Source organism: Kitasatospora sp. NBC_00039 (assembly GCF_045160625.1).
Taxonomy (GTDB): domain Bacteria; phylum Actinomycetota; class Actinomycetes; order Streptomycetales; family Streptomycetaceae; genus Kitasatospora.
Window position 1 is genome coordinate 78,506 of sequence record NZ_CP108290.1, and the last position, 21,700, is coordinate 100,205.

Sequence of the window (21,700 nt, forward strand, 5' to 3'; positions counted from 1 at the left end):
CACATGAAGGACTGGTGGATCTACCAGGGCGAGGGCACCCCGGACGCCCGCCTCGCCCGGCTGGCAGGCAAGCAGCCGCCCTGGCGCGACTTCGACGGCACGCCGGACCCGCAGTACCGGCCGCCCGGCCCCTCCGGGCATGCCTGGGACCGCACCGCCCGGCGAGGCACCGGCTACGTCGCCGACGAGGCCGAGACCGACGCCGTCAACACCGCCCTCTACCTGAGCCGCCCGCTGCTCGTCACCGGCAAACCCGGCGTCGGCAAGTCCACCCTCGCCTACAGCATCGCCACCGACCTCGGCCTCGGCCCGGTCCTGCACTGGCCGATCACCAGCCGCAGCACCCTGCGCGACGGCCTCTACCGCTACGACGCGATCAGCCGACTGCACGACGCCAACCTCCAGCAGCTGCACGGCGGCTCACCGGCTCAGCCGGCCCCCGACCGCTCGATAGCCCCCTACCTGCGGCTCGGCCCGCTCGGCACCGCGCTGCTCCCGCAGGAGCGCCCGCGCGTCCTGCTGGTGGACGAGATCGACAAGAGCGACATCGACCTTCCCGGAGACCTGCTCACCGTCTTCGAGGACGGCGGCTTCGAGATCCCCGAACTCGCCCGGATCGCCGGCCGCGAACCACGCGTACGGATCGGCACCGACGACACCCCGGACGCCGCGGAGGGCCTGCGCCCCGCCGACACCACCGTCGCCGTCGACCACGGCCGCGTCCAGTGCCGCGCCTTCCCGATCGTCGTCCTCACCAGCAACAACGAGCGCGACTTCCCGCCGCCCTTCCTCCGCCGCTGCATCCGCCTGCACGTCCAGCCACCCGGCCCGGCCCGGCTCGAACAGATCATCAGACAGCGGCTCCACCTCCCCACGGACCTCGACGACCGGCGCCGTGACCTCGTCCAGGGCCTGATCCGCGCCTTCGACGAGCGGCGGGCCGAGGGCGACCTCGCCACCGACCAGCTCCTCAACGCCGTCCAACTCCGGCTCAGCGGCGCCTGGTCGGACGACACCGAGCGCGACGTGTTCCTGCAGACCGTCCTGCAGAAGCTCACCGGTCCGGCCTCGCCGTGACGGACCGGCTGCTGCGCGCGCTCGCCGACGCCGACGCCGCCTCGGCCGCCGGCCTGGGCGCGGAGGAGCTGGCCGACGTCCTCTGGCTGGCCGGCTGCCTCGGCGGCGCCGCCCTCGACCGGCCGCAGCGTCCCGTCGGCCCGGCCGACCCGGCCGCGGACCCGCCCCCGGGACCCGGCACCGCCGACGGCCCGGAACCCGCCCCCGGCCGCATCGGCGGGCCGCTCGAACAGCACTACGCCACCGCCGACCTGGCCGCCCCCGGCGGCACGGAGCCGGGCCCCGGCGCCGCCCGCGGCGACCTCGTCCGCGTCGCCCGCGCCGCCGCTCTCGCCGACCCGCTCGCCGTCATGCGCGCCCTGCGCCCGCTCGGCCGCCGCACCCTCGCCCACAGCCGTGGTGAGACCGAACTCGACGAGGAGGCCACCGTCAGCGCCGGCGTCGACCAGCGCCTGCTGGTGCCCGTCCTGCGCCCCACCCCCGGCCGCTGGCTCGACCTCGCCCTCGTCATCGACACCCACCGCTCGATGACCCTCTGGCACGACCTGGTCGCCGAGCTGCGCCGGGTGATCGCCCAGACCGGCGTCTTCCGTGACGTCCGCACCTGGTACCTCAGCGGCACCGAGGCCGGGGGACTGCCCGGCCTCGCCGCCCGCCCCGGCGGGGCGCCGCGCCGGCCGCAGGAGATCGCCGACCCGTCCGGCCGCCGCCTGGTCCTGGTGGTCACCGACACCGTCGGCGCCGGCTGGGGCGGGCCCGCCCTGGACGTGGTGCTGCGCGGGTGGGGCCGGCACGGGTCCGTCGCAGTGCTCAACGTCCTGCCCGAACGCCTCTGGTCCCGCGGCGCCGTCCGCCCCACCCCGCTCTGGCTGCGCGCCACCGGCCCGGCAGCCCCCAACGCAGGCTGGGAGGCCGCCGCCACCCGCCCGCGCGGGCGCTCCCACCGGAGGCTGCGGGCCGCGCCGGGCGACGGGGCCGGCACGGGGGTCCGGCCGATGCCGGTGCCGGTGGTGGACCCGAGCCCGCCGTCGCTGGCCGCGCTCGCCGCCCTGGTGTCCGGCGGTGGCCGGCGCGGCCGGCTCAGCTGCCTGCTCGCCGGCGGGGCCGGACCGGTCCCCGCCGTCGATCCCGCCGCACCGCCGGCCGCCGCTCCCGCCTCACCGCCGGCCACCGCCGAACTGGCGCTGAAGCAGTTCCGCGAGACTGCCTCTCCACTGGCGCAGGAGCTGGCCGGCCACCTGTCCGCCGTGCCGCTGGTCCTCCCGGTGATGACGCTCGTCCGCCGGGCGATGCTCCCGCACGCCGACCACGGCCACCTCGCCGAGGTCCTGCTCGGCGGCCTGCTCGCCCCCTGGGAGGCCCCACCGCCCGGCACCGACCCCGACGGCGTCGAGTTCGACTTCCTGCCCGGTGTCCGTGACGCCCTGCTCGGTGCCCAGCGCCGCGAGGACGTCGCCGAGATCCGCCGGACCGTCCGCCACCAGGTCGCCGCCTACCTCCGGTCGCGCCGCACCGCCGCCGCCGACTTCCTGGCCGGCCACGTCGCGGACGGAACGCGGGCCCGCGCGGTCGCACCGGGAGCGCTGCCGTTCGCCGAGTCGGCGGGGGGTGCCGCCGGCCGGGAGTCACCTGGGGTGGCTCTGTCGGTCGCCGAGGCCCTGGAGCGGCCCGAACTGCTCGGCGTCAAGCCCGCGGACCACCCGCCGGACGAGCCCGGCCTGCCGACGCTGGTGCCCTACGTCCGGCGCGAACTGGACACCGCCGTGGCGGAGCTGGTGCGGGGTGGCCTGGCGGGCGGGAGCACGGCCGTGCTGGTCACCGGCGCCCGGGCCACCGGGAAGACGAGGGCGTGCTTCGAGGCGCTGCGCCGCCTGCCTGCCGGGTGGCGGCTCTGGCGGCCCGAGCCCGAGCCCCCGGGGGCGGGCGCTGCCGGGCTGGACGGGATCGGACCCGACACGGTCGTCTGGCTCGACGAGGCGATGGAGGTGCTCGCCGCCCCGCGGGCCGGCGGCGGGCCGGCCGACCAGCTGGCGGAGCTGCTCGCCGACCGCTCCCGCGGCCCCGTCCTGGTGCTCGGCACGCTCCGGATGAAGGACCCGGACGACAGCCCGCGGGCGAGGTTCGCCGGCAGTCTCCTGCAGCGCCTCCTGGACCGGGCCCGGGTCCACGTGCCCGAGGAGTTCTCCCGTGAGGAGGCCGACGCCGCCGCCCGGCTCGACCCCCGGCTCGCCGAGGCGGTCCAGGTGGCCCGGGATCGCCGGGTCGTCCAGGTGGTCGCGGCGGCACCCGGGCTCCGGGCCGGCTTCGAACAGGCGCCCGTCATGGTGCGCGCCGTCCTGGACGCGGCATTGGACACCCTCCGGCTGGGGCACCGGCGCGCGCTGCCCGACCGGCTGCTGGAGGCGGCGGCGCCCGGCTACCTGAGCGCGTACGGGCGGAACAACGGGCCGGAGGACTGGTTCGGGGCCGCGATGGCCTACGCGACCTCGCAGGAGGCCGGCCGCGTCGGGCTGTTCCGCGCCGACCGTCGCACGGCCTCCGGCGCTGCCGCCGACGGCTTCTCGTACACCATGCATCCGCTCGTGGAGGGCTGGCAGCACAGGCGCCGGCCACCCGGGCTGATCCCGCCGGAGACGCTGTGGCAGGCCCTGCTCGAACACGCGGACCGCGGGGACCTTCTCCGCCTCGCCCAGGGGGCCCGGGGCCTCGGCGCGGACGACCGCGCCGAGGCGATCGAGGCGGCGGCGGACGCCTACCTCACCCGCCGGCTGCCGCGGTTGCCGGCCGTGGGGGGCGAGGACGAGGAGGACGTGGTCCGGCCGTACTTCTACCTCAGCCATGCCCACGCACCGCCCACCGAGGGCCGGATGGACCCGGGCTTCTGGGTGCGCAGACTCTGCGAGGACCTCAGCGACGCGATCCTGCAGCTCACCAACGTGCCCGACGGAGTGCCGGTCGGGATGATGGACGACGGGCGCAGCCGGGGAGCGTCCGAACGGCGGGCCCAGGCACTGGCGACCTGCCGGGTGTTCGTCCCGCTGTACTCGCCCCGGTACTTCGCCAGCGTGCCGTGCGGCCGGGAGTGGCACGCCTTCACCCGGCGGCAGGTGTTCCCGGTGAGCGCCGACTCGGAGCGCAGCAGCGGCATCGTCCCGGTCCAGTGGACTCCGCCGACGCGCCACCGGCTGCCCGAGACCGCGGCTCGACTCCAGGTCAACCAGAGCGGTTTCGGCCCGGACTACGCGGCCGAGGGCATGTACGCCCTGATGACGATCGGTTCCTTCCGGTCCGCCTACGACCTGGCGGTGCACCGGTTGGCCCGGCGGATCGTCAAGGTGGCGGAGGAGACGGTGATCCCGGTCGGCCGCGTGCTCGACCTCGCCACGCTGCCCAGCGCGTTCGAGGACGCGACGCCGCCGCGGGAGCTGCGGATCCTGGTGCTCGCCTACCGGCGGGACGAAGTGCCGCCCGGGCGGCGAACCGAGGCCTACGGGCCCCGGCGTACCGACTGGAACCCCTACCGGGGTGTGTTGGCGCGCTCGCTCGCCGAGCACACGGAGGGCCTGGCCCGGCAGTGGGGGTTCAGCCCCTCGGTCCAGGACTTCGAGCCGGAGGCGGAGCGGCTCCTGGAGGACGGGGCGCCCGCCGGCCCGACGGTCCTGCTGCTGGACCGGTGGGCGCTGCGGGACACCCGCCGGTTCTCGCTGCTGCGGCGCGTCAGCGCACGGAACACGGGCTGGATGGGCGTGCTCGAGCCGTGGAGCGCGGACGGTCCCGGGGCGGCCGCCGACGCCTCCGGGCCGGCTGCGCTCAGTCGCCGTGCGCTGTCGGCCGGGGAGGCCCTGCGGGCCGGGCAGACCCACAGCGGGCAGCAGGCCATCGGCGGCTTGGACGAGTTCGAGGAAGCCCTGCCGAGGGTGGTGGCGAGGGCGGAGCGCGCCTTCAGGGAGGGCCGGTGGGGCCACCCGGACGGGGCCGGGGAGGGGCACCCGCGGATCGCCGATGTGTGACCGCGACGGCCCGGTCGTCCGGTGGGGCCCGTGACCGCGGGGCCACGGGCCCGGGCGGCCGGGCCGGCGCGGTGGTGCGCCCCCGGCCACGAGCAGCCCGGCCCGGCGGGGAGGCGGCGGCGCGGGCAGGACCGGGTACGGGCACGGCGCAGCCGCCTTCGGGAGGTGCGGGGGATGCGGCGGTCAGCCGCGGGTGCTGCCGGGGGCGGTCGGGGCGTCGCCGGTGGTGCGGACCGAGTCGAGGATGTGCTGCACCTGCTGCACGGTCTGCCCGGACGGGCGGTTGAGACAGGCGGTGAGCTCGACCACGGCCGCCGCGTTCGCAACGTCGACGATCCGGTGGCCCACCACTTGACGCGTTCCACCGCGCAGGCCGCATGACTTGTCGACGTCGGTCTCGACCACCGCGCGGCCACCGGCGAGCTTCTCGGCCATGTCCTGGTCGCCGACCAGGGTGATCGTGACGAGCGCACCGCCGCCGGCCAGTCGGCCGACCGGCCCGCAGGAGCTCTGTTGGGGGCCGCAGGACGGTTTGGGGTCCAGCGGCTCGCTCGCCACGTACCCGGTGGAGGCGCGCGGTTCGGCCGCCGGGACGGCCGTGCTCGACCAGCCGGCCGGCAGGTCGACGGTCACCCCGCCGAGATCCGGGAACCGCAGCGGCCGGGCGCTGACCTCAGGGGCCGGGGACTCGCTCGTCGCGGCTCCGGGCACGGAAGTCGGCACGGCACCGGCTACCGGGCCCGGGGCGTCCGTGGCGAGGGTCGGTGCGGGCGCCGCCGGGGCTCCCGGCAGCGGCGGCGCGGTGGTCGCGGGCCGCAGGACGGTGGCCGACGGGCCGGGTGCGAGGGCAGGGGCGGCGGCCAGGGCGGCGGCGACCAGACCGGTGGTCAGCCCGGCCGCCAGCGCGGCGGTCCGCCGCCGTCGGAGGGTCCGGGCGACGCGCTCGCGGACCCGGTCCATCCGGTCGTCGGGGGCCGGGAGGTCCGGGGCGGCCCGCTGCAACAGGACGCGCAGCTCGCGCTCCACCTCGGTGTCGACGGGCTCGTCGTGGCCCTGGCCGTACGCGTCACCGTAGCGGCCGGTGTCAGACCCGGTCACGGCGTCCTCCGTCCAGCATCAGCTCCCGGGCGGGCAGGGTGCCGCGCAGGGCCAGCAGCGCGCGGTGCGTCTGGCTCTTCACCGTGCCCGTGGTGCAGCCCAGGGCCTCGGCCGTCTCCTCGACGCTGAGGTCCTCGAAGTAGCGCAGGACCACCACGGCCCGTTGCCGCGGTGGCAGCGCCCTGACGGCGGCGGCCACCACCTGGCCGACCACCACGTCCTCGAACGGGTCGGTGTCCGTCGGCGGTTCCGGCAGCTCGCCGTGCGGCAGCTCCCCCTGCCAGCGGCGGCGCCACCAGGAGACGTGCGAGTTCACCAGCACGCGCCGGACGTACGCCTCCGGCCGCTCGATGGAGATCTTGTCCCACTTCGGCCACACCTTGGCGAGCGCCGTCTGCAGGAGGTCCTCCGCCAGGTGCGGATCGCCGGTCAGCAGCCACGCCATGCGCAGCAGACGCGGGCTGCGGGCGGCGACGAACTCCTCGAAGTCCGGTATCGCTTCCCTCATCGTCCCGCCCCCGCCATGGTGTGCCCGTCGGTGTTCCCGTCGTCCCTGCCGCGTCCGCCGGACGTTCCGGCAGTGCCGGCCGCGTCCTCGGTGTCGTCCGTGTTCGTCTCACGGCAGCTGAACGCGGTGGGAGCCCGCCCGGGTTGCCTGGTGGTGGCGGTTTTCTCGGGACATTCTCCGGGACGTGGCCGGTGCTCTGCCCGGGGCCTGCCCGGGGACCCTGCGCGGGCTGCGGGCCGGGGGCCGGGGGCTGCGCCCGGGAGCGGTGGACGGCCCGCGAGCCGGCCGGAACTCGGCCGGGCGGCGGGCGGGCCGTGGCACCACGATGCGCCCGGGAGCCCTGCCCTCCAAGGGCGCGCGGCAGGGCGCCCGAGCGCACCGGACCGGCGCGCCGGGCGTACAACCGACAGCCCACGGCCCGGAGCGCTCGGCCGGATCGGAGGGCTCACACGGCCCGGACGCCGCCGCGGCCCGGGGACCGCGGCGTGCGCACGGCGGGCCCACCCGTGCTCAGAGCGTCCCGGAGCCGTGCGGCACGGCGGTCGGACCGCGGGCCGCCGGGTCGGCGGTGGTGGCCACGGTCCGGCTGTCCGGGCGGTAGCGGAAGGCGAGGTCGTAGGTGAGCGCGTCGTAGCCTGCGGTGCCGAGCGAGGGGAAGACCGGATCGCCGACACCTCCGGCATCGGCGGCGCCGGCCGTGGCGGACGCCGTGGCGGCGGGCACGGCGGTACCGAGGAGCAGCGCGGCGAGCGCGGCCGCGACGGCGAGGCCGGAACGGGGCCTGAACAGGGTGATCACCGCTTTCGTGTCGTCCTTCGCGGGCTCGTGTCACGGCCGGCGGCGGGCCTCGGGAGGGAAGGGCGGTATCGCTCTGCGATCATGCGCGTACGGATCGTAGCGGAAGGGCCGGACGGTTCGGGCAGCCCGTTGTGACACGCGGCATCCCCCGGACGGACGACTGTGGTGGCCGAGCGGTCGCGGACTGTCATAGCGTTCGAAGTGCCCCGCCCCCTGACGGACGGGGCCACGGCCGTCGGAGAACCTGGCCAGGTCCGGCGGCCGTCCTTCGTGCCCGCGCCCTGCCCGGTGCCCGGAAACCCGGGCAGGGTCGCGTCCGGCAGCACTCCACCGCGTAGGCTGGTCAGCCGCAAGCACCCCGGCGCCCGCCGCTGCGCTGGTGGCCCGGACCGGCAGGAGTCGCAGCCTTGACCAGCCCCGCCCCGCACGTCCTGGTGGTCGGCGAGTGCGTCGCCGACATCGTCCGCACCGAGGGCGCCCCCGACCGGGTCCACCCCGGCGGCAGCCCCGCCAACGTCGCCTACGGGCTGGCCCGGCTCGGCCGGCCGACCACCTTGCTCACCCAGCTCGGAGCCGACCCCAACGGCCGCCTGATCCGGGCACACCTGGAATCGGCCGGGGTCACCGTGCTGGCCGACCCGGCCGAGGGCGGCCGGACGCCGTCCGCCGTGGTCCGCCTCGACGGGCACGGCCGGGCGCAGTACACCTTCGACATCGGCTGGACGCTGCCCGCCTGCGCCGCGCGCCGACTCCCTCACCAGCCGGGCCATCTGCACCTGGGGTCGATCGCCGCCGTCACCGAGCCCGGCGCCACGGCCGTTCTCGCGCTGGCCGAGCGGTGGCGCGGCCGGGCAGGCGTCAGCTACGACCCCAACGTGCGGCCCGCGCTGATGGGCGGGCACGGGCAGGCCGTCCGCCGGGTCGAGCGCTGCGTCGGGCTCAGCGACCTGGTCAAGGCCAGCGACGAGGACCTCGCCTGGCTCTACCCCGGGCAGGCCCCTGAGGACGTCGCCCGCCACTGGCTCGCCCTCGGCCCCGCCACCGTGGCGGTCACCCGCGGCGCCGACGGCGCGTTCGCGCTCACCGCCGACGGCCGGCGCGCCGAGGCACCTGCGCTCCCGGTCAGGGTGGCCGACACCGTCGGCGCCGGCGACTCCTTCACGGCCGCCCTCCTCCACGCCCGCCACACCGGAGCCGGCCTGGCCGAGGCGCTCACCTGGGCCGTCACCGCCGCCGCCCTGACCGTCGCACGCCCCGGCGCTGCCCCGCCCGACGCGGCCGAGCTGCGCGCGGCTCTCGGCTCCGCAGCCCTGCCCGTCCCCGGGCGGGTCAGCTGACCCGGGCGACGGTCATTCGGCCATGTCGCGCCCGGTGGCCGGTGCCGTGATGTCCTTGCCGTACCAGACCTGGGCGTACGGGCCGCTGCTGTAGGCCGGTATCTCGCGGTAGCCGTGGCGGGCGTAGAGCGCGCGGGCCTCGACCAGGTCGAGTCGGGTGTCGAGGACGATCCGCTCCGCACCGAGCGAGCGGGCCGCCTCGTCCACGGCGGCCAGCAGACGGCCGCCGCCACCGGTGCCGCGCCGGGCGTGCCGGACGAACACCCTGGTCAGCTCGACGGTGTCGGCGTCGCGGATGCGCAGCCCCGCACAGGAGTGCGCCTCGCCGCCGTGACGGCCGAGCAGGAACAGCCCGGTGGGCTCGGCCAGGTCGTCACTGGGCGAGTCGGCCAGGCCGGACTCGATCTCCTCGTCCGTGCAGTCGCGCCCCAGGTGAAGCCGGTAGTACCGGTTGGCGACATCGCTGTAGTACTCGCGCAGCAACGCCTGTGCCTCCGCGGAGCCCACATCGGCCCGGGAGACGGCCCAGAGGTCAGAAGTACGCGGCGTGCTGATCGTCATGCGCGCATTATCGACGCCCTGCCACCTCGGCCGCGAGGCGTTTTCCGAGGCCGGGCCGGTGGTGCCCCGGTACCGTGCGGACGGTGAACCAACTCCCGCGCCCGGTCCTCCTGCTGGATGTCGACGGCCCGCTCAACCCGTGCCACGCGCGCCCGGAGGTCCGTCCGGCAGGCTACCGCCCGCACCGGGCCGAGCCGGTGTGGGCCTGCGGGGCGTCGGTGGAGGTGTGGCTGGACGAGGCGCACGGGGAGCGCCTGCGCGCTCTGCCGTTCGACCTGGTCTGGGCGACCACCTGGCAGGACTGCGCCAACCGCTGGATCGGGCCCGTGCTCGGCCTCCCCCCGCTGCCGTTCGTCGCGCTGCCCGGCCCGGCGGTCTGGCGGCCGGACGACACCAGCCCGAAGACCTGGGCGATCGTCAGCTGGGCCGCCGGCCGCCCGTTCGCGTGGGTGGACGACGACATCGGGGAGGCGGACCGGGCGTACGTGGCCGCGCAGCACCCGGGGCCGGCGCTGCTGCACCGGGTGCATCCGGGGCGCGGGCTGGTGGAGACCGACTTCGAGGTGCTCGCGACGTGGGCCCGGCGGCTGGGGAGGTAGGGCCGGGCGGGTGATGGGGGGATTGGCGAGCGGGCGTGTCGGGGGAGCAGTGCTCCATGGACACACCATCCGATCATCGTATTAATGGGGGCCTGAGGGAAAGTCACCGGACCGGCCGCCGGGCCGGGGCCGGTCTCCTGGCGGCGGTCTGCCTGGCCGCCGTGGTCGCCGGCTGCGCCGCTCCGGGCGGACAGCGCGGGCCGTCCTCGGGGGCCGGCGTGCGCGCCGCGCCGGCCGGGGAGGACGGGCGGCAGGACGCCCGTCAGGACAAGGAACAGGCCAAGGAGCAGGGCGGGCAGGCCGAGGCCGGTCCGGCGGCTGACCGTGGCGTGCCCAAGCCGCCGGCCGTGCCACTGGCGCTGCCGGGGCTGGCCCGTGCCGAGGAGGAGAGCAGCAGCGAGGCGGTGGCCCGCCGGGAGGCGGCGGTCCGCACCCAGCTGGAGACCGCGCACCGGTGGGGGCTGGAGCAACTGCCGCCGCGGGCGCCCCGGCGGCCGGCGGTCAAGCCGGAGCTGAAGCCCGCGCAGGGGGTCAAGCTCCAGGACGGGCTGCCCCCGGTGGTGTACCGGGTCCCGACCGACGAGAAGATCGTCTTCCTGACCGTCGACGACGGGGCCGAGAAGGACCCGGACTTCTCCCGGATGGCGGACGAGCTCGGGGTACCGCTCAGCACCTTCGTCGCCGACTACCTGGCCCGCTCGGACTACGGCTACTTCCGCCGGCTCGCCGCCCAGGGTGACGCGGTCAACAACCACACCATCAACCACCGCAACCTGAAGGTGCTCGACTACGCCACGCAGCGCGACGAGATCTGCCGCCAGCAGGACCAGCTGGAGGAGCAGGTCGGCACCCGCCCCCGGCTGTTCCGGCCCCCGTACGGCGAGTACAACGACGACACCCTGCGGGCCGCCGCCTCCTGCGGGATCGAGGCGGTGCCGCTCTGGAACGAGGAGGCCTTCCCGGACCACGTCGAGTACCGGTACGACGACCAGCGGCTCCACCCCGGCGACATCATCCTCACCCACTTCCGGGGCCCCGACCTGTGGCCGGGCACCATGCCGGACCTGCTCCGCAAGGTCGTGAACGAGGTCACCGCGCAGGGCTTCACCCTGGCCCGCCTGGACGACTACCTGTAGCGGCCGGGCGGCCGTCGGTGAGGGGTCGGTCGGTCGACGGTGAGGCCGTCGGTGAGGGGTCGGTCGGTCGACGGTGAGGCCGTCGGCCCGCGATGAGGGCGTCAGTCGACGGTGAGGGCGTCGAGGTAGACCCAGGCGCCCTCGTGACGGACGAAGCGGCTGTGCTCGGTCAGGGCGCCCTCCTCCCGGCCCTCGGTGTAGTGGGCGCGGAAGGCGACCGTTCCCTCGGTGTGGAACGGGCCGCCGTCCGTGGTCGAGAGCACCTCCAGACGGACCCAGCGCAGCGCCGGGTCGAAGTCGACCGTGGCGGGCCGGGTGTCGGGGTGCCAGCTGCGGAGCAGGTAGGCCTCGTCGTGGGCGGCGAAGGCACTGAAGCGCGAGCGCATCAGTGCCTCGGCGGTGGGCGCGGCGGCCTGGCCGCGGTGGTAGCGTCCGCAGCAGTCGCCGTAGGCGGCGGGCAGGCCGCACGGGCAGGGCGAGGAGGGCAGCAGCCGGGCTGCGGGGGCGGCGGCGCGGGGCGCGGGGCGGCGTCGGGACATGGCGTCCATTCTGGCCCCTTGTGGGGGTGCGATGGTCCGGGTCGGGCCGGGCTGCGGCGCGGGCGCCGGACAATGCGGAGGTCGACGGGCAGGGCCGCGCACGGGGCGCGTCGGTGCACGACCGCCCCTGATTCCTTTGCTGTGAAGACGGTAGCGCCAACCCGGCTTGATGTCGCGGATGCTGACAATCCGTGAAATCTTCGAACCGCTGATGCGGCCCGGCGGCGCGCTCGCCGACTCGGTCGGCCTGGTGCTCGGCACCGGGCCGGGCCGCGGCGCCGGACTGCTGCTCGTCCTGGTCGGCGCGTTGCCGGCGGTCTGGGGCCTGCTCGGCCTCGCCTACCGGCCGCTGCGGCTGATCGAGGACCTGCTGCCGGACGCGCTGCCGGACGCCGAGATCGGCGACAAGGACGCCATCCAGGCGGCGGCCGACCGGCAGCTGTCGCTCGCCCGGGCCGCCCGGCCGGGTGGCACCGGCCGCGCCGCCGTCCCGCGCCAGGCCCGGGACGGTGCCGCCCCCGAACCGGTCGAGGACGAGCCCGCCGCGCGGGTGCCCGCCGGCACCGGGCCGCGGTAGGCCGTGCCCCCGGTAGGCTGTGCCCCCGGTGGGCCGTGCCTCCGATGGGCGTGCCCCCGGTAGGCCGCGTCCCCGTCTCTTCCGTGCAGCGGAAGGGCCGGGGACGCTCCCGTCGGGGCGGTTACTGCGCGCGCTTGAAGGAGTAGTTGAAGTCGGTCGTGCCGAAGGTGCGCATCAGCTGGATCCAGAACGGCATCAGCATCTCCATGCCCCGCGCGGACGAGATCCCGCCGAGGTCCACGACCGACCCGGCCGACCAGCCGAACTCGCCCAGCAGCGCCACCACTTCGGCCTTCGCACCGGCGTCGTCCCCGGCCACGAAGAGGTTGTGCTCGCCCGGCACCCGGCCCGGGTCGACCATCACCGGCGCGGACAGCGTGTTCAGCGCCTTCACCACCCGGGCGTCCGGGAACTCCCGCTGGATCTGCTCGCCCACACTGTCGGTGTTCACCGGGTCCAGTGTGGCTGCGCCCTCGGCGGAGAAGACCAGCGGGTTGGAGATGTCGACCAGCACCTTCCCGGCCAGCCGCTCGGCGCCCGCCGCCCGCAGGGCCGCCAGCGAGACCGTCCCCGCGGTGGCGTTCAGCACCACCTCACCGAACGCGGCCGCGTCGGCGAAGGTGCCGTGGTGCCCGTTCGGGCCCGCCTTCACGGCCCAGGCGACCGCCTTCTCGTTGTCCTTGGTCCGCGAGCCCAGCATGACCTCGTGGCCCAGCGCCACCAGCTTGTCCGCGAGCGTCTGCCCGACCGTGCCCGTGCCGATGATTCCGAATCGCACCGCTTCTCCGCCCTCTCCCGTTGCCCGCCCGGTGGCGCGCGCCGCGACGACCATAGATCAACCTGCCCGTCGGGAGGACGGAACGCGGCGAACGGCCTACCGCCGACTGGACCACCTCCGCTGGTGGCCCCGCGCCTGACGCCGAACCATGGGCGCCAACAACCGAACCAACAGACGGTCCGCCAGGGCCGCCGCAGTACTCGCAGGCCTCACCCTGCTGGCCCCGCGGCCGCCGCCCGCGCGGACGTCACCACCGTCTCCGTCACCACCGAACGGACCGCCTGGGACCGCAACGAACCCGGGCTCGGCCCCGACGAGGTCGCCAAGTCCGACTTCGGCGTCCGCTTCTCCACCCCGCTCGACGGCCAGGTCTTCGCCCAGCCGCTGGTCATCGGCCCGACCGTGGTCGTCGCCACCGAGACCAACCACGGCTACGGGATCAACGCCAACACCGGGAAGATCACCTGGCACCGTGAGATGGGCCCGGCCTGGCCGTCCGCCGCCATCGGCTGCTCCGGCCCCGGCCCCAACGTCGGCACCACCTCCACCCCGGTGTACGACCCGGCCACCGGCACCGTCTACCTCACCAGCAAGGTCAACGACGGCCCCGACGACAAGCACCCGCACTACTACGTGCACGCCGTCGACGCCCAGAGCGGCGCCGAGCGCAGCGGCTGGCCGGCCACCGACCAGGGCCGGATCTACGTCGGCACCAAGGACCACCGCCCGGTCGCCCTCGGCCGCCCCTCGGCGTTCGCCTGACCTCATGCCCCGGGGTGGGTGCCGACCATCGTGAGCACGGCCAGCCCCAGGGTCGCTCCCGGCGTCAGCGCGGCCCACACCCGCGCGGGCGACGCGAAGTAGGCGACCGGCCACTGCACCACCACCAGCACCAGGACGGCCTGCAACAGGTGCTCGGCGAAGGCCAGTTGGGCGTAGGTGGTGGGGCAGGAGCCGGGCCCGTCGCACGGGTCGGTGGCCATCTCCGCGAGCCCTCGCAAGCCGCGCGCGATCGGCAGGCAGAGCCCCGTCACCAGGGTGGAGATCATCGGCGCGCGCCACCAGTTCTCGTGGCGCCGGAAGGCGGTCTCGGTCATGCACCGATCCTCGCCGCCCGACGCCGCCGAGATCAGCGGACGGATACTCGGTTCCGGGGGCGCGAAGTACTCAGACGCGTGGGTGCGGCCCCGTCCGTCGGTGGACGGGCGGGGCCGCCTTCGCCGCTTCTGCAGGGGGATCGCCCGCCGGGAGCGGGGGGAACGCCACGCCGTCGGCCGGCCCGAAGCCAGGGCGGTCGTGCAGCCGGGCGGCGAGCGCGATGACGAGCGAGCTGTCGACTCCGCCGGAGAGCAGCACCGCGACGGACTCGCCGGCCGGCAGCCGGCGCGCGGTGGCCTGCTCCAGCAGGAGGCGCAACTGCTGCGCGCACTGCGCGGGCGGCAGGTTGTCGGCCGCGGCGGGGAGGAGTTCGGCGGCCTCCCAGTACGGCTCCTGTGGACGCTGCCGTCGACCCGCAGGCGCAGGATCCGCCCGGGCAGCGCCTCGTGGACGCCGCGCAGCAGGGTCTCCTCACCGGGCAGGTAGGCGAAGGTGAGGACGGAGCGGACGGGCGCCGCTGGGGCGACTCCGGGGACGACGGCTGGGACGGCGACGACTTCGGCTGAGGCCCCCGCCGCCGCGCTCATCGTCGACAGACTGAGCGCCGTCCCGGTCGACCTGCCGGTCGTCGTCCCCCCGCGCCAAGGGCTTGCCCGAAGCGCACCGGGTGAACATCCGGGGTACGGCCGGGGCTCAGCGCCCCCGGGCCACCACGAAGCCGGGCAGGGCGAGCAGGAACTCCCGGGCCTCCGCGGCCTCCTCGGACGGACCGTCCGAGGAGGCCGCGGAGGCCGCCAGTACCTCCGCGATCTCCCGCTCAGCAGCGGCGACCAGACCGGCGGCGGCCTCCCGGGCGCTCTCCACGCAGTCGTACGCGGCCATCCGGTCGAGCAGCCAGCGGACGTCCTCCGCCGCGCCGGGGCCGCGCTGGGCCCGGGTGCCGTGCAGGTAGCGCTCGGTGCGGGCGCGTTCGGCCGGGGTGCAGCGCTCCAGCAGGTGGATCAGCAGCAGGGTGCGCTTGCCCTCCCAGAGGTCCCCGGCGATCTCCTTGCCGTAGTCGGCCAGCGTGCCGACCAGGTTGAGCACGTCGTCCTGGATCTGGTAGGCGGCACCCAGGTACCAGCCGAACCGGTCCAGCCGGTTGGCGTCGGTGCCCGCGCCCTCGGCGACCAGCAGGCCGCTTCGGCAGGGGTAGAGGAAGGTGTACCAGGACGTCTTCTTGAGGCACATTCGGTAGTAGTCGGCGGGCACCAGTTCGCAGGCGTTGTCGCGGATCCAGGCGATCTCCAGCGCCTGGCCCTCCAGCGACTGGCGGCACATCAGCTCGGTCTCCTCGAAGAGCCGCCAGGCCAGCCCGCCGCCCAGCTCCCGCCGGTTGGCCATCAACCGCTGGAGCCCGAGCAGGTTGGTGGCGTTGCCGACGTTCAGCGCGACCTCGACACCGTAGGCGGCGGAGAGCGTGGGCTCGCCGCGGCGCAGCTCGCTGCCGTCCTGGATGTCGTCGTGGATCAGGAACCCGTTGTGGAAGAGCTCGACCGTCACCGCCGGGTTGAGCGCGCGCTCCGGGCGGCCGCCGAACGCGGCACAGGTGGCCAGGCAGAGCGCGGCCCGCAGCCCCTTGCACGGCCGGGCCGGGTAGTCGGCGGCCAGCTCGTAGAGGTACGGCGGGCTCTGCTCCGGGATGTGGCGCAGCAGCGCCGTCACCGTCCGCGCCCGGTACCGGGCCAGCACCCGCTCGACCAGTTGCTCCCCGCCGGGGAGCGGTGGCGCCGCGGCCGTCACCCCTGGTGGCCTTCGGCCCCGTCGGGGCGCTGGGCCGGGCTCTGCTGCGGGCCGAAGGTGTTCTGCATCGACCGGTTGGCGAAGCCCGGGGCGAGGGTGCTCAGGTTGAGCAGCAGGTCGAGGACGTCGTGCGCGTTGGCGGCCAGCCGCTGGGTGTGCTCGGCGGCCTCGCCGGCGGTGTCGCCGCGCAGCCGGTCGCTGACGGCATCGATCAGCTCGTGGGTGTTCTCCGATACCCGCTGCACCAGCCGGCCGAACTCGTCCGGGTCGACACGGTGTTCGCCGGTGAGCCGGTCACCGGCCGCCTTGGCCTCCGTCAGCCCGGCGGCGAGCTCGCGTTCCAGCACCGCGGCCGCCTCCATGACCGCCCGCGAGCCCTGCTCGCCGACATCGCTGAACCGACCGGCGTCGGGCATGGCAGACCTCCTGGTTCGTGCCCCGGACGGACCAGGGCGGGCCGGGCCGGCGGCCGGGCAGAGGGCCGCCTAGATCGCCGATCGTACAGGCGTGTGTGCGGAGCGTACCGACGGCTTTCCGGGTGTCACCGGTCTGGCGGGGCGCTCGCCGCGCCGCGGGCGCTCCCTGTCGGCGCAGTGCGCCGAGCCACCCGCGCGTGCACCCCGCCGATGCCGGGCGAAGCCCCGTCTTCGCAGGTCGGAGCCGTGTCGGCGGCCGCCCTCCCGGCGAGTCGGCCCGCCCTCCATTGCTGGTCACTGATAGTAGTTGCGTGGTTGCGCCACGGGCCCCGTGCGGGGTCGGGCCGGCCGATCTCGACAGGTGCGCGCCGCTGCCGCAGTGCTGCTCGCCGCGGTGCCCGGGGTGCTGGACAAGGAGCGGTCATGGGTGGCAGACAGCGCCCGCCGAGAGCACGGGGCGCTCGGCCGGGCAAGAGCGCCGGGGCGGCGAGCGCCCGGGTGGGCGGCAAGGCGGACGGACGGCCGGCCGGCGGGGGCGGCCGGGCGGAAGCCGGGAGCGGCCGGGTGGACCCCAAGGTGGAGATCGCCCGGCTGGAGGGCTATCTCGCCTGGGAGGCCGAGGTGTCGGCGGCCGAGCGCGACGCGCGGGCCTTCGCCGACCGGTTCCCCTGGCTCTCGCCCGGCGAGCGGGAGAGCCTCGAACAGGCTTACGCGGCCGACCGGTTGCGCTATGCCGAGGACGTGGTCGACCGGGCCGTGGAGCGGTGCCGGCAGCTGGCGGCCCGCTATCGCGGCGAGTGCCGTCGGATCTGCGCCCGCTGGGCCGCCCTCTGTCTCTCGGTGACGTTCGCGGCCGCGCTCTGCGCGGTGGTCCCAGCCGCTCTGCGCGGCTGAGCGCAGAGGGGGGAGGAGCACCGGCCGGGCCGGTCCGCAGACGGCACAGGGCCCGCCACACGCGAGACGGCGTGGCGGGCCCTGTCGTACCGGCGCCCGTGGATCAGTGGTGGCCGTGGCCGCTGGTGATCTCCTCGTGCTCCTCCGCGGTGGGCTTGGGGATCTGGCCGCCCTTGCCGTAGAAGCCGCGCGAGAGCTGGGCCCGCAGCCGCGCCAGCAGGCCGGCCCGCCGGGCCACCCCGTTTTCGTCCACCTCGGCCGGCAGGACGACCGCCCGCGGCTGGTCGTGGTCGGTGAGGGTGTGCAGGGAGCCCTGGGGCAGCGGCGCGTGCACCTCGATGAACTCGCCGTGCTGGAGCCGCCTGATGACGCCGGTCTCCCGGCCGTGCAGCACCTTCTCCTTGTCACGGCGCTGGAGGCCCAGGCACCACCGCTTGACGATCACGAAGACCACCACCGGCGCCACGAAGAAGCCGATCCGCACCGCGTAGGTGATCGCGTTGAGCGACAGTTCGAAGTGGGTGGCGAGCAGGTCGTTGCCGCCGCCGGCCAGCAGCACCAGGTAGAGGCTGATCCAGGCCGCGCCGAAGGCGGTGCGGACGGGAGCGTTGCGCGGGCGGTCGGCGATGTGGTGCTCACGCTTGTCGCCGGTGATCCAGGCCTCCAGGAACGGGTAGGACCAGAGCGCCACCAGCACCATCGGGAAGATCATCAGCGGGATGAAGACGCCCATGTTGAGGGTGTGCCCACCCCAGACGCTGATCTCCCAGCCCGGCATCACGCGGATCAGGCCCTCGGAGTACCCCATGTACCAGTCCGGTTGGGCGTCGGTGGACACCTGGTCGGGCCGGTACGGGCCGTACGCCCAGATGGGGTTGACGGTGGCGATCGCCGACATCACGGCGATCACCCCGAACACCAGGAAGAAGAACCCGCCCGCCTTGGCCATGTAGACCGGCATCAGCGGCATGCCGACCACGTTGTCACGGGTGCGGCCGGGCCCGGCGAACTGGGTGTGCTTGTGGTAGAAGACCAGGATCAGGTGGGCCACCAGCAGGCCCAGCATGATCCCCGGGATCAGCAGGATGTGCACGGTGAACAGCCGCGGCACGATCTCCGTGCCGGGGAACTGCCCGCCGAAGAGGAAGAAACTCATGTAGGTGCCGACGATCGGGACGGCGAGGATCGCCCCCTCCATGAACCGGAGGCCGGTGCCGGAGAGCAGGTCGTCGGGCAGTGAGTAGCCCATGAAGCCGTCGAACATGCCGAGGATGAGCAGGCCCGCGCCGAAGAGCCAGTTGATCTCGCGCGGCTTGCGGAACGCCCCGGTGAAGAACACCCGCATCATGTGCACGAGCATGGCGGCGACGAAGACGATCGCCGCCCAGTGGTGGATCTGACGGATCAGCAGACCGCCGCGCAGGTCGAAGCTGATGTCCACGGTCGAGGCGTAGGCCTCGGACATCGGGACGCCCCTGAGCGGGATGTACCTGCCCTCGTAGATCACCTCGGCCATCGAGGGCTTGAAGAAGAGGGTCAGCCAGACACCGGTCAGGATGATGACGACGAAGGTGTACAGGCAGATCTCGCCCAACATGAAGGACCAGTGGTCCGGGAAGATCTTGCGGATGTTGGATTTGGCCAGGGCGTAGATGCCGAGCCGGCCGTCGGTCCAGTCGGCGAGGGCCTCGGCCTTGTTCGCGGGCGCCGCACGCGTGCTGTTGACCGGTCCCGGGCGCGACTTCTGGTGGCTGCTCACGACCGGCTCCCCGGCGTCCGCTGCGTACCGACCGGGGAGCCCGCCTGCGGAGCTGCCGGCCGGCGGATTGATGTGATCATGGGACCTCTCGATACGGGGCCGCCGGGTTCGCCGGCGCGCGGATCCGCCGATCCACTGGCCACGTTGCTCAAAGTGATGGAGCGCTTACTCTGTCATGCTGTCGGCAGGGGGCCGCCTGTGCACGTCCATCGGCCCGTACGGCCGCTCGTGTCGAGCCGTCCGGGGGGTGTGCGGGGTGATGGGCCGCCGGTGGGAGCGGGTGTGGTGCGCCCGGGTGCTGTTGACGGGGCGCTGAACCGTTTCGGCGCGCGCCGTGCGCCGGGAGGGCGCGCCCAGGGGCCTACGCTGCGCCAATGGTGGATCACCGGGAACTCTTCGAGGACGTGACCGCGACCCTGGCCCGCGCCGGGTTCGACACCGGGCCGGGCCCGTCGGGCCTGCGGATCGGCCACCGGCCGCAGGGCGTGGTGGTGGGCTGGACCCCCGCCCCGGAGCGGGCGGAGCCGACCGGTCAGGCCGGCGTGGCAGGCGTGGCAGGCGGGCACGAGGGTGCGGCGGGGCCGCCGCCCGCCGAGGGCATCCGGGCGGCGGTCAGCGGGGCCGTCGCCGTGGTGCTGCGCGAATCCGGCTACCGGGTGGCCGCGGCCGGGAGTGACGGCCTGCTGGTCACGGCCGGCCCCGAACCGGCCTCGCCGGCGGCCGGCCCGCCGGAGGAGGCGGACGCCGTCCCCGAGCAGTGGTGGGGTTGACGGCGCGCCGGGCTCAGGGCCGGTCCTGACCCCGGTCGGGCCCGTGCCCGTGATGGCGGCGCAGTGCCTGGACGGGCAGGACCAGCCAGCAGGCGGCGAACCAGAGCATGACGCCCGCGGTGATCCCCGCGGCCGTCGTCGCCGAACCGGTGGCGACCCGCAGCAGGAGCAGCAGAGCCGAGCTTACGGTGAGGGCCAGCAGCATCAGCCCGACCCCGACGAGACGCGCCGCGCCGTCCACCAGCTGTGGTTTGAGGCGGCGGCCGGCCAGCAGCCGGTGGTACGAGACGGGGGCGGTCAGCGCACCGGTGGCCAGGGCGCCCATGACCACCGTCAGCACGTAGAGCCCGCGGTCGAAGTCGCCCAGTTGGGCGAAGCGGGGCATGAAGACCACGCTCAGCAGGAAGCCGAAGAGGATCTGCGAGCCGGTCTGTGCGACTCGCACCTCCTGGAGCATCTCGCCCCAGCGGCGGTCGGCCCGCTCCTCCGGTGACTCGTGCCGGCCCGTCCGGGGAGGGTCGGGTGAGGCGGCCGGGCCGCCGGTCTCCGGGGTCGTCACGGCATTCGCCTCCCGCGCCCCTGTCGGCCCGGCCGCGCCGGTTCGGCCGCGCGGGCCGGTTCTGCCGCCCGGCGGGGGAGGACACGCTCCCGGGCCGCCCGGGCGGTCACGGGCTGCGCGTGGTCGACCGGCCGGCCCGGGCGCGGGGCACGCTGCCGGGCGGCGAGGGGAAGCGCCGGACGGCGGCGTCGGGCGGGGGCTCCGGACGCGGCGCCGGGTCCGGACCCGGCAGCGGGTCCGGGAAGGGAGGGACCGGCGGGGGTGCCGGATCGGGCTCCCGGCCGGGCTTGGGCGGGCCGGGGTAGGGGTGGGGGAACGGATCGGTGTCCGGGTCAGGGGGTGTCGGTACGGTCATCGCGACCGCCTCCTTCCGCAGGGCGGGCTGCGCCGTGCGTCGCTCGGCGTCCGGGCGCCTGCTCCGCCCGGCGTCCGGGCGCGTGCTCGGCGCTAGCGTGCGAGCGCGTGCTCCAGCTCCCGCTTGTTCATCTTCGAACGCCCCTTGATGTTGCGCTGCTTGGCCTCGTTGTACAGCTGGTCGTAGGTGGGGCCCTGGGCGCCCTGGTGCGAGCGCAGACCGCCCCGCCGGCCGGAGGAGATGTCGTGGGTGGAGGAGCGGCTCGCCGTCCTGGACTCGCCGTGGCGGGCCCTTTCCTTGTTCACCGTCCGGGCGGCGATCTCCTCGGCCCGCTCCCTGCTCTCGCCGCGGTCGAGCGCGCTCTCCTTGATGTGCTCGTACTGTCGCTCCCGCTTGGGGCTCGATCCTCGGGGCATGGCGCTCTCCTCCTCGGTGCCCGGGCCATCGGGCTCTCCGGCCGGGCTCTCCGCCGGTACGGCCGGTCGGGTCCCCTGTTCCTGCGCCGCGTCTACCCGGGAGGGGGGCACCGAACCATGGCGGGAGGGACCCGGCCGCCCCCGGCGGATGCGGAACGGGCCCGGTCCCGCAGGCCGCCCCGGACCAGGCGGAACAGGCCTATCGTGGAAGGACCCGGCAGACGCGGGCGGGAGGAGCCGAGCCCATGAAGCGTCGCACGCCGAAGAACGCCGACCCGGCGGCCGACCCGGGCGGGCTGACCGTCGAGGCGCGCCCGTGGGCCGAGGGAACGGTGCTCATCCTCCGCGGTGAACTCGACCTCGACACCGCCGAGCCGGTGCGCGCCGCCCTGGACCGCGCGCTTGAGAGCCCCGGCACCGTCGTCGTGATCGACTGCGGGGGCCTGGAGTTCTGCGACTCGACCGGCCTGAACGTGATGCTGCGCGCCCGGGCCCGCGCCGAGGGCGACGGCGGCCGGATCGAACTGGCCCGCCCCCGGCCGCTGGTGCTGCGGATGCTCGAACTCACCGGCGCCACGGATGCCTTCCGGATCCGGGGCGAGGCACCGCCGTAGCGGATCGGGCCGGGGTGTG

General features: G+C 75.3%; 22 protein-coding genes and 1 pseudogene. 10 read left to right on the top strand and 13 right to left on the bottom strand.

The annotated features are described in order from the left end of the window. The first annotated feature begins 3 nt into the window (after positions 1-3). Together OG286_RS36595 and OG286_RS36600 are read left to right on the top strand one after the other, a co-directional pair. Positions 4-1,077 carry a MoxR family ATPase gene (locus OG286_RS36595; RefSeq protein ID WP_331741162.1) on the top strand — a complete coding sequence of 358 codons (1,074 nt, stop codon included), beginning with the start codon at positions 4-6 and terminating at the stop codon, positions 1,075-1,077. Continuing rightward, a complete protein-coding gene (locus OG286_RS36600; protein WP_331741164.1) occupies positions 1,074-5,087 on the top strand; it encodes a TIR-like protein FxsC in 4,014 nt (1,337 codons plus the stop codon). The genes OG286_RS36595 and OG286_RS36600 overlap by 4 nt, the downstream gene beginning before the upstream one ends. A gap of 183 nt (positions 5,088-5,270) precedes the next feature. Here OG286_RS36600 and OG286_RS36605 read toward each other — a convergent pair whose 3' ends face one another. The 3 genes from OG286_RS36605 to OG286_RS36615 all read right to left on the bottom strand — a co-directional run bounded on the left by OG286_RS36605 (position 5,271) and on the right by OG286_RS36615 (position 7,491). Next, a complete protein-coding gene (locus OG286_RS36605) occupies positions 5,271-6,185 on the bottom strand; it encodes a hypothetical protein (protein ID WP_331741165.1) in 915 nt (304 codons plus the stop codon). Next, positions 6,172-6,693 carry a SigE family RNA polymerase sigma factor gene (locus OG286_RS36610; protein WP_331741167.1) on the bottom strand — a complete coding sequence of 174 codons (522 nt, stop codon included), beginning with the start codon at positions 6,691-6,693 and terminating at the stop codon, positions 6,172-6,174. The genes OG286_RS36605 and OG286_RS36610 overlap by 14 nt, the downstream gene beginning before the upstream one ends. Before the next feature lie 510 nt (positions 6,694-7,203). Then, a complete protein-coding gene (locus tag OG286_RS36615) occupies positions 7,204-7,491 on the bottom strand; it encodes a hypothetical protein (protein WP_331741168.1) in 288 nt (95 codons plus the stop codon). 407 nt (positions 7,492-7,898) lie between these two features. On the opposite strand from OG286_RS36615, the gene OG286_RS36620 reads away from it, so the two are divergent. Continuing rightward, the gene (locus tag OG286_RS36620; protein WP_331741170.1) at positions 7,899-8,828 is read left to right on the top strand and encodes a carbohydrate kinase; all 930 of its coding nucleotides are present in this window, start codon (positions 7,899-7,901) and stop codon (positions 8,826-8,828) included. A gap of 12 nt (positions 8,829-8,840) precedes the next feature. Here OG286_RS36620 and OG286_RS36625 read toward each other — a convergent pair whose 3' ends face one another. After that, a complete protein-coding gene (locus tag OG286_RS36625; protein ID WP_331741171.1) occupies positions 8,841-9,389 on the bottom strand; it encodes a GNAT family N-acetyltransferase in 549 nt (182 codons plus the stop codon). 83 nt (positions 9,390-9,472) lie between these two features. Between OG286_RS36625 and OG286_RS36630 the strand changes: the two genes are divergently transcribed. After that, on the top strand, positions 9,473-9,988 hold the full coding sequence (locus OG286_RS36630) for a hypothetical protein (RefSeq protein WP_405366099.1): 516 nt from the start codon (positions 9,473-9,475) through the stop codon (positions 9,986-9,988). A 56-nt stretch (positions 9,989-10,044) separates the two neighbouring features. Next, a complete protein-coding gene (locus OG286_RS36635) occupies positions 10,045-11,124 on the top strand; it encodes a polysaccharide deacetylase family protein (protein ID WP_331741175.1) in 1,080 nt (359 codons plus the stop codon). A 101-nt stretch (positions 11,125-11,225) separates the two neighbouring features. On the opposite strand, the gene OG286_RS36640 is transcribed toward OG286_RS36635, so the two are convergent. Continuing rightward, positions 11,226-11,663 carry a YchJ family metal-binding protein gene (locus OG286_RS36640; protein ID WP_331742603.1) on the bottom strand — a complete coding sequence of 146 codons (438 nt, stop codon included), beginning with the start codon at positions 11,661-11,663 and terminating at the stop codon, positions 11,226-11,228. A 178-nt stretch (positions 11,664-11,841) separates the two neighbouring features. Here OG286_RS36640 and OG286_RS36645 point away from each other — a divergent pair, with 178 nt between their 5' ends. Continuing rightward, positions 11,842-12,240 (top strand): hypothetical protein, encoded by a 399-nt coding sequence (locus OG286_RS36645; RefSeq protein ID WP_331741177.1) that lies wholly within the window; start codon positions 11,842-11,844, stop codon positions 12,238-12,240. A 121-nt stretch (positions 12,241-12,361) separates the two neighbouring features. On the opposite strand, the gene OG286_RS36650 is transcribed toward OG286_RS36645, so the two are convergent. After that, entirely contained in the window at positions 12,362-13,018 is a 657-nt protein-coding gene (locus tag OG286_RS36650; RefSeq protein WP_331741179.1) for an NAD(P)-binding domain-containing protein, read from the bottom strand. Positions 13,019-13,141: 123 nt separating this feature from the next. Between OG286_RS36650 and OG286_RS36655 the strand changes: the two genes are divergently transcribed. Further along, positions 13,142-13,780: a PQQ-binding-like beta-propeller repeat protein gene (locus OG286_RS36655; protein ID WP_331741180.1), complete on the top strand. Its 639-nt coding sequence runs from the start codon at positions 13,142-13,144 to the stop codon at positions 13,778-13,780. Positions 13,781-13,782: 2 nt separating this feature from the next. Here the strand turns inward: OG286_RS36655 and OG286_RS36660 are convergent, their stop codons facing one another. The 4 genes and pseudogenes from OG286_RS36660 to OG286_RS36675 form a co-directional block, all read right to left on the bottom strand. After that, positions 13,783-14,115 carry a hypothetical protein gene (locus OG286_RS36660; protein WP_331741182.1) on the bottom strand — a complete coding sequence of 111 codons (333 nt, stop codon included), beginning with the start codon at positions 14,113-14,115 and terminating at the stop codon, positions 13,783-13,785. A gap of 190 nt (positions 14,116-14,305) precedes the next feature. After that, positions 14,306-14,625 (bottom strand): annotated as a pseudogene (locus tag OG286_RS36665) (asparagine synthase-related protein); the annotation flags it as partial. Positions 14,626-14,809: 184 nt separating this feature from the next. Continuing rightward, the gene (locus OG286_RS36670; protein ID WP_331741188.1) at positions 14,810-15,898 is read right to left on the bottom strand and encodes a polyprenyl synthetase family protein; all 1,089 of its coding nucleotides are present in this window, start codon (positions 15,896-15,898) and stop codon (positions 14,810-14,812) included. Continuing rightward, on the bottom strand, positions 15,895-16,314 hold the full coding sequence (locus OG286_RS36675) for a hypothetical protein (protein ID WP_331741189.1): 420 nt from the start codon (positions 16,312-16,314) through the stop codon (positions 15,895-15,897). The genes OG286_RS36670 and OG286_RS36675 overlap by 4 nt, the downstream gene beginning before the upstream one ends. A gap of 423 nt (positions 16,315-16,737) precedes the next feature. Between OG286_RS36675 and OG286_RS36680 the strand changes: the two genes are divergently transcribed. Next, positions 16,738-17,208, top strand: a complete 471-nt coding sequence (locus OG286_RS36680; protein ID WP_331741191.1) for a hypothetical protein — start codon at positions 16,738-16,740, stop codon at positions 17,206-17,208. A 103-nt stretch (positions 17,209-17,311) separates the two neighbouring features. Here OG286_RS36680 and OG286_RS36685 read toward each other — a convergent pair whose 3' ends face one another. Then, positions 17,312-18,967, bottom strand: coding sequence for a ubiquinol-cytochrome c reductase cytochrome b subunit (locus tag OG286_RS36685; RefSeq protein WP_331741192.1), 1,656 nt, complete (start codon positions 18,965-18,967; stop codon positions 17,312-17,314). A 374-nt stretch (positions 18,968-19,341) separates the two neighbouring features. On the opposite strand from OG286_RS36685, the gene OG286_RS36690 reads away from it, so the two are divergent. Next, a complete protein-coding gene (locus OG286_RS36690; RefSeq protein ID WP_396323983.1) occupies positions 19,342-19,737 on the top strand; it encodes a hypothetical protein in 396 nt (131 codons plus the stop codon). A 13-nt stretch (positions 19,738-19,750) separates the two neighbouring features. Here the strand turns inward: OG286_RS36690 and OG286_RS36695 are convergent, their stop codons facing one another. Together OG286_RS36695 and OG286_RS36700 are read right to left on the bottom strand one after the other, a co-directional pair. After that, positions 19,751-20,296, bottom strand: coding sequence for a DUF6328 family protein (locus OG286_RS36695; RefSeq protein WP_331741195.1), 546 nt, complete (start codon positions 20,294-20,296; stop codon positions 19,751-19,753). Between the two features lie 447 nt (positions 20,297-20,743). After that, positions 20,744-21,067 (bottom strand): plasmid stabilization protein, encoded by a 324-nt coding sequence (locus tag OG286_RS36700; protein ID WP_331741197.1) that lies wholly within the window; start codon positions 21,065-21,067, stop codon positions 20,744-20,746. Between the two features lie 245 nt (positions 21,068-21,312). Here OG286_RS36700 and OG286_RS36705 point away from each other — a divergent pair, with 245 nt between their 5' ends. Next, on the top strand, positions 21,313-21,681 hold the full coding sequence (locus OG286_RS36705; RefSeq protein WP_331741198.1) for an STAS domain-containing protein: 369 nt from the start codon (positions 21,313-21,315) through the stop codon (positions 21,679-21,681). Positions 21,682-21,700 lie beyond the last annotated feature (19 nt).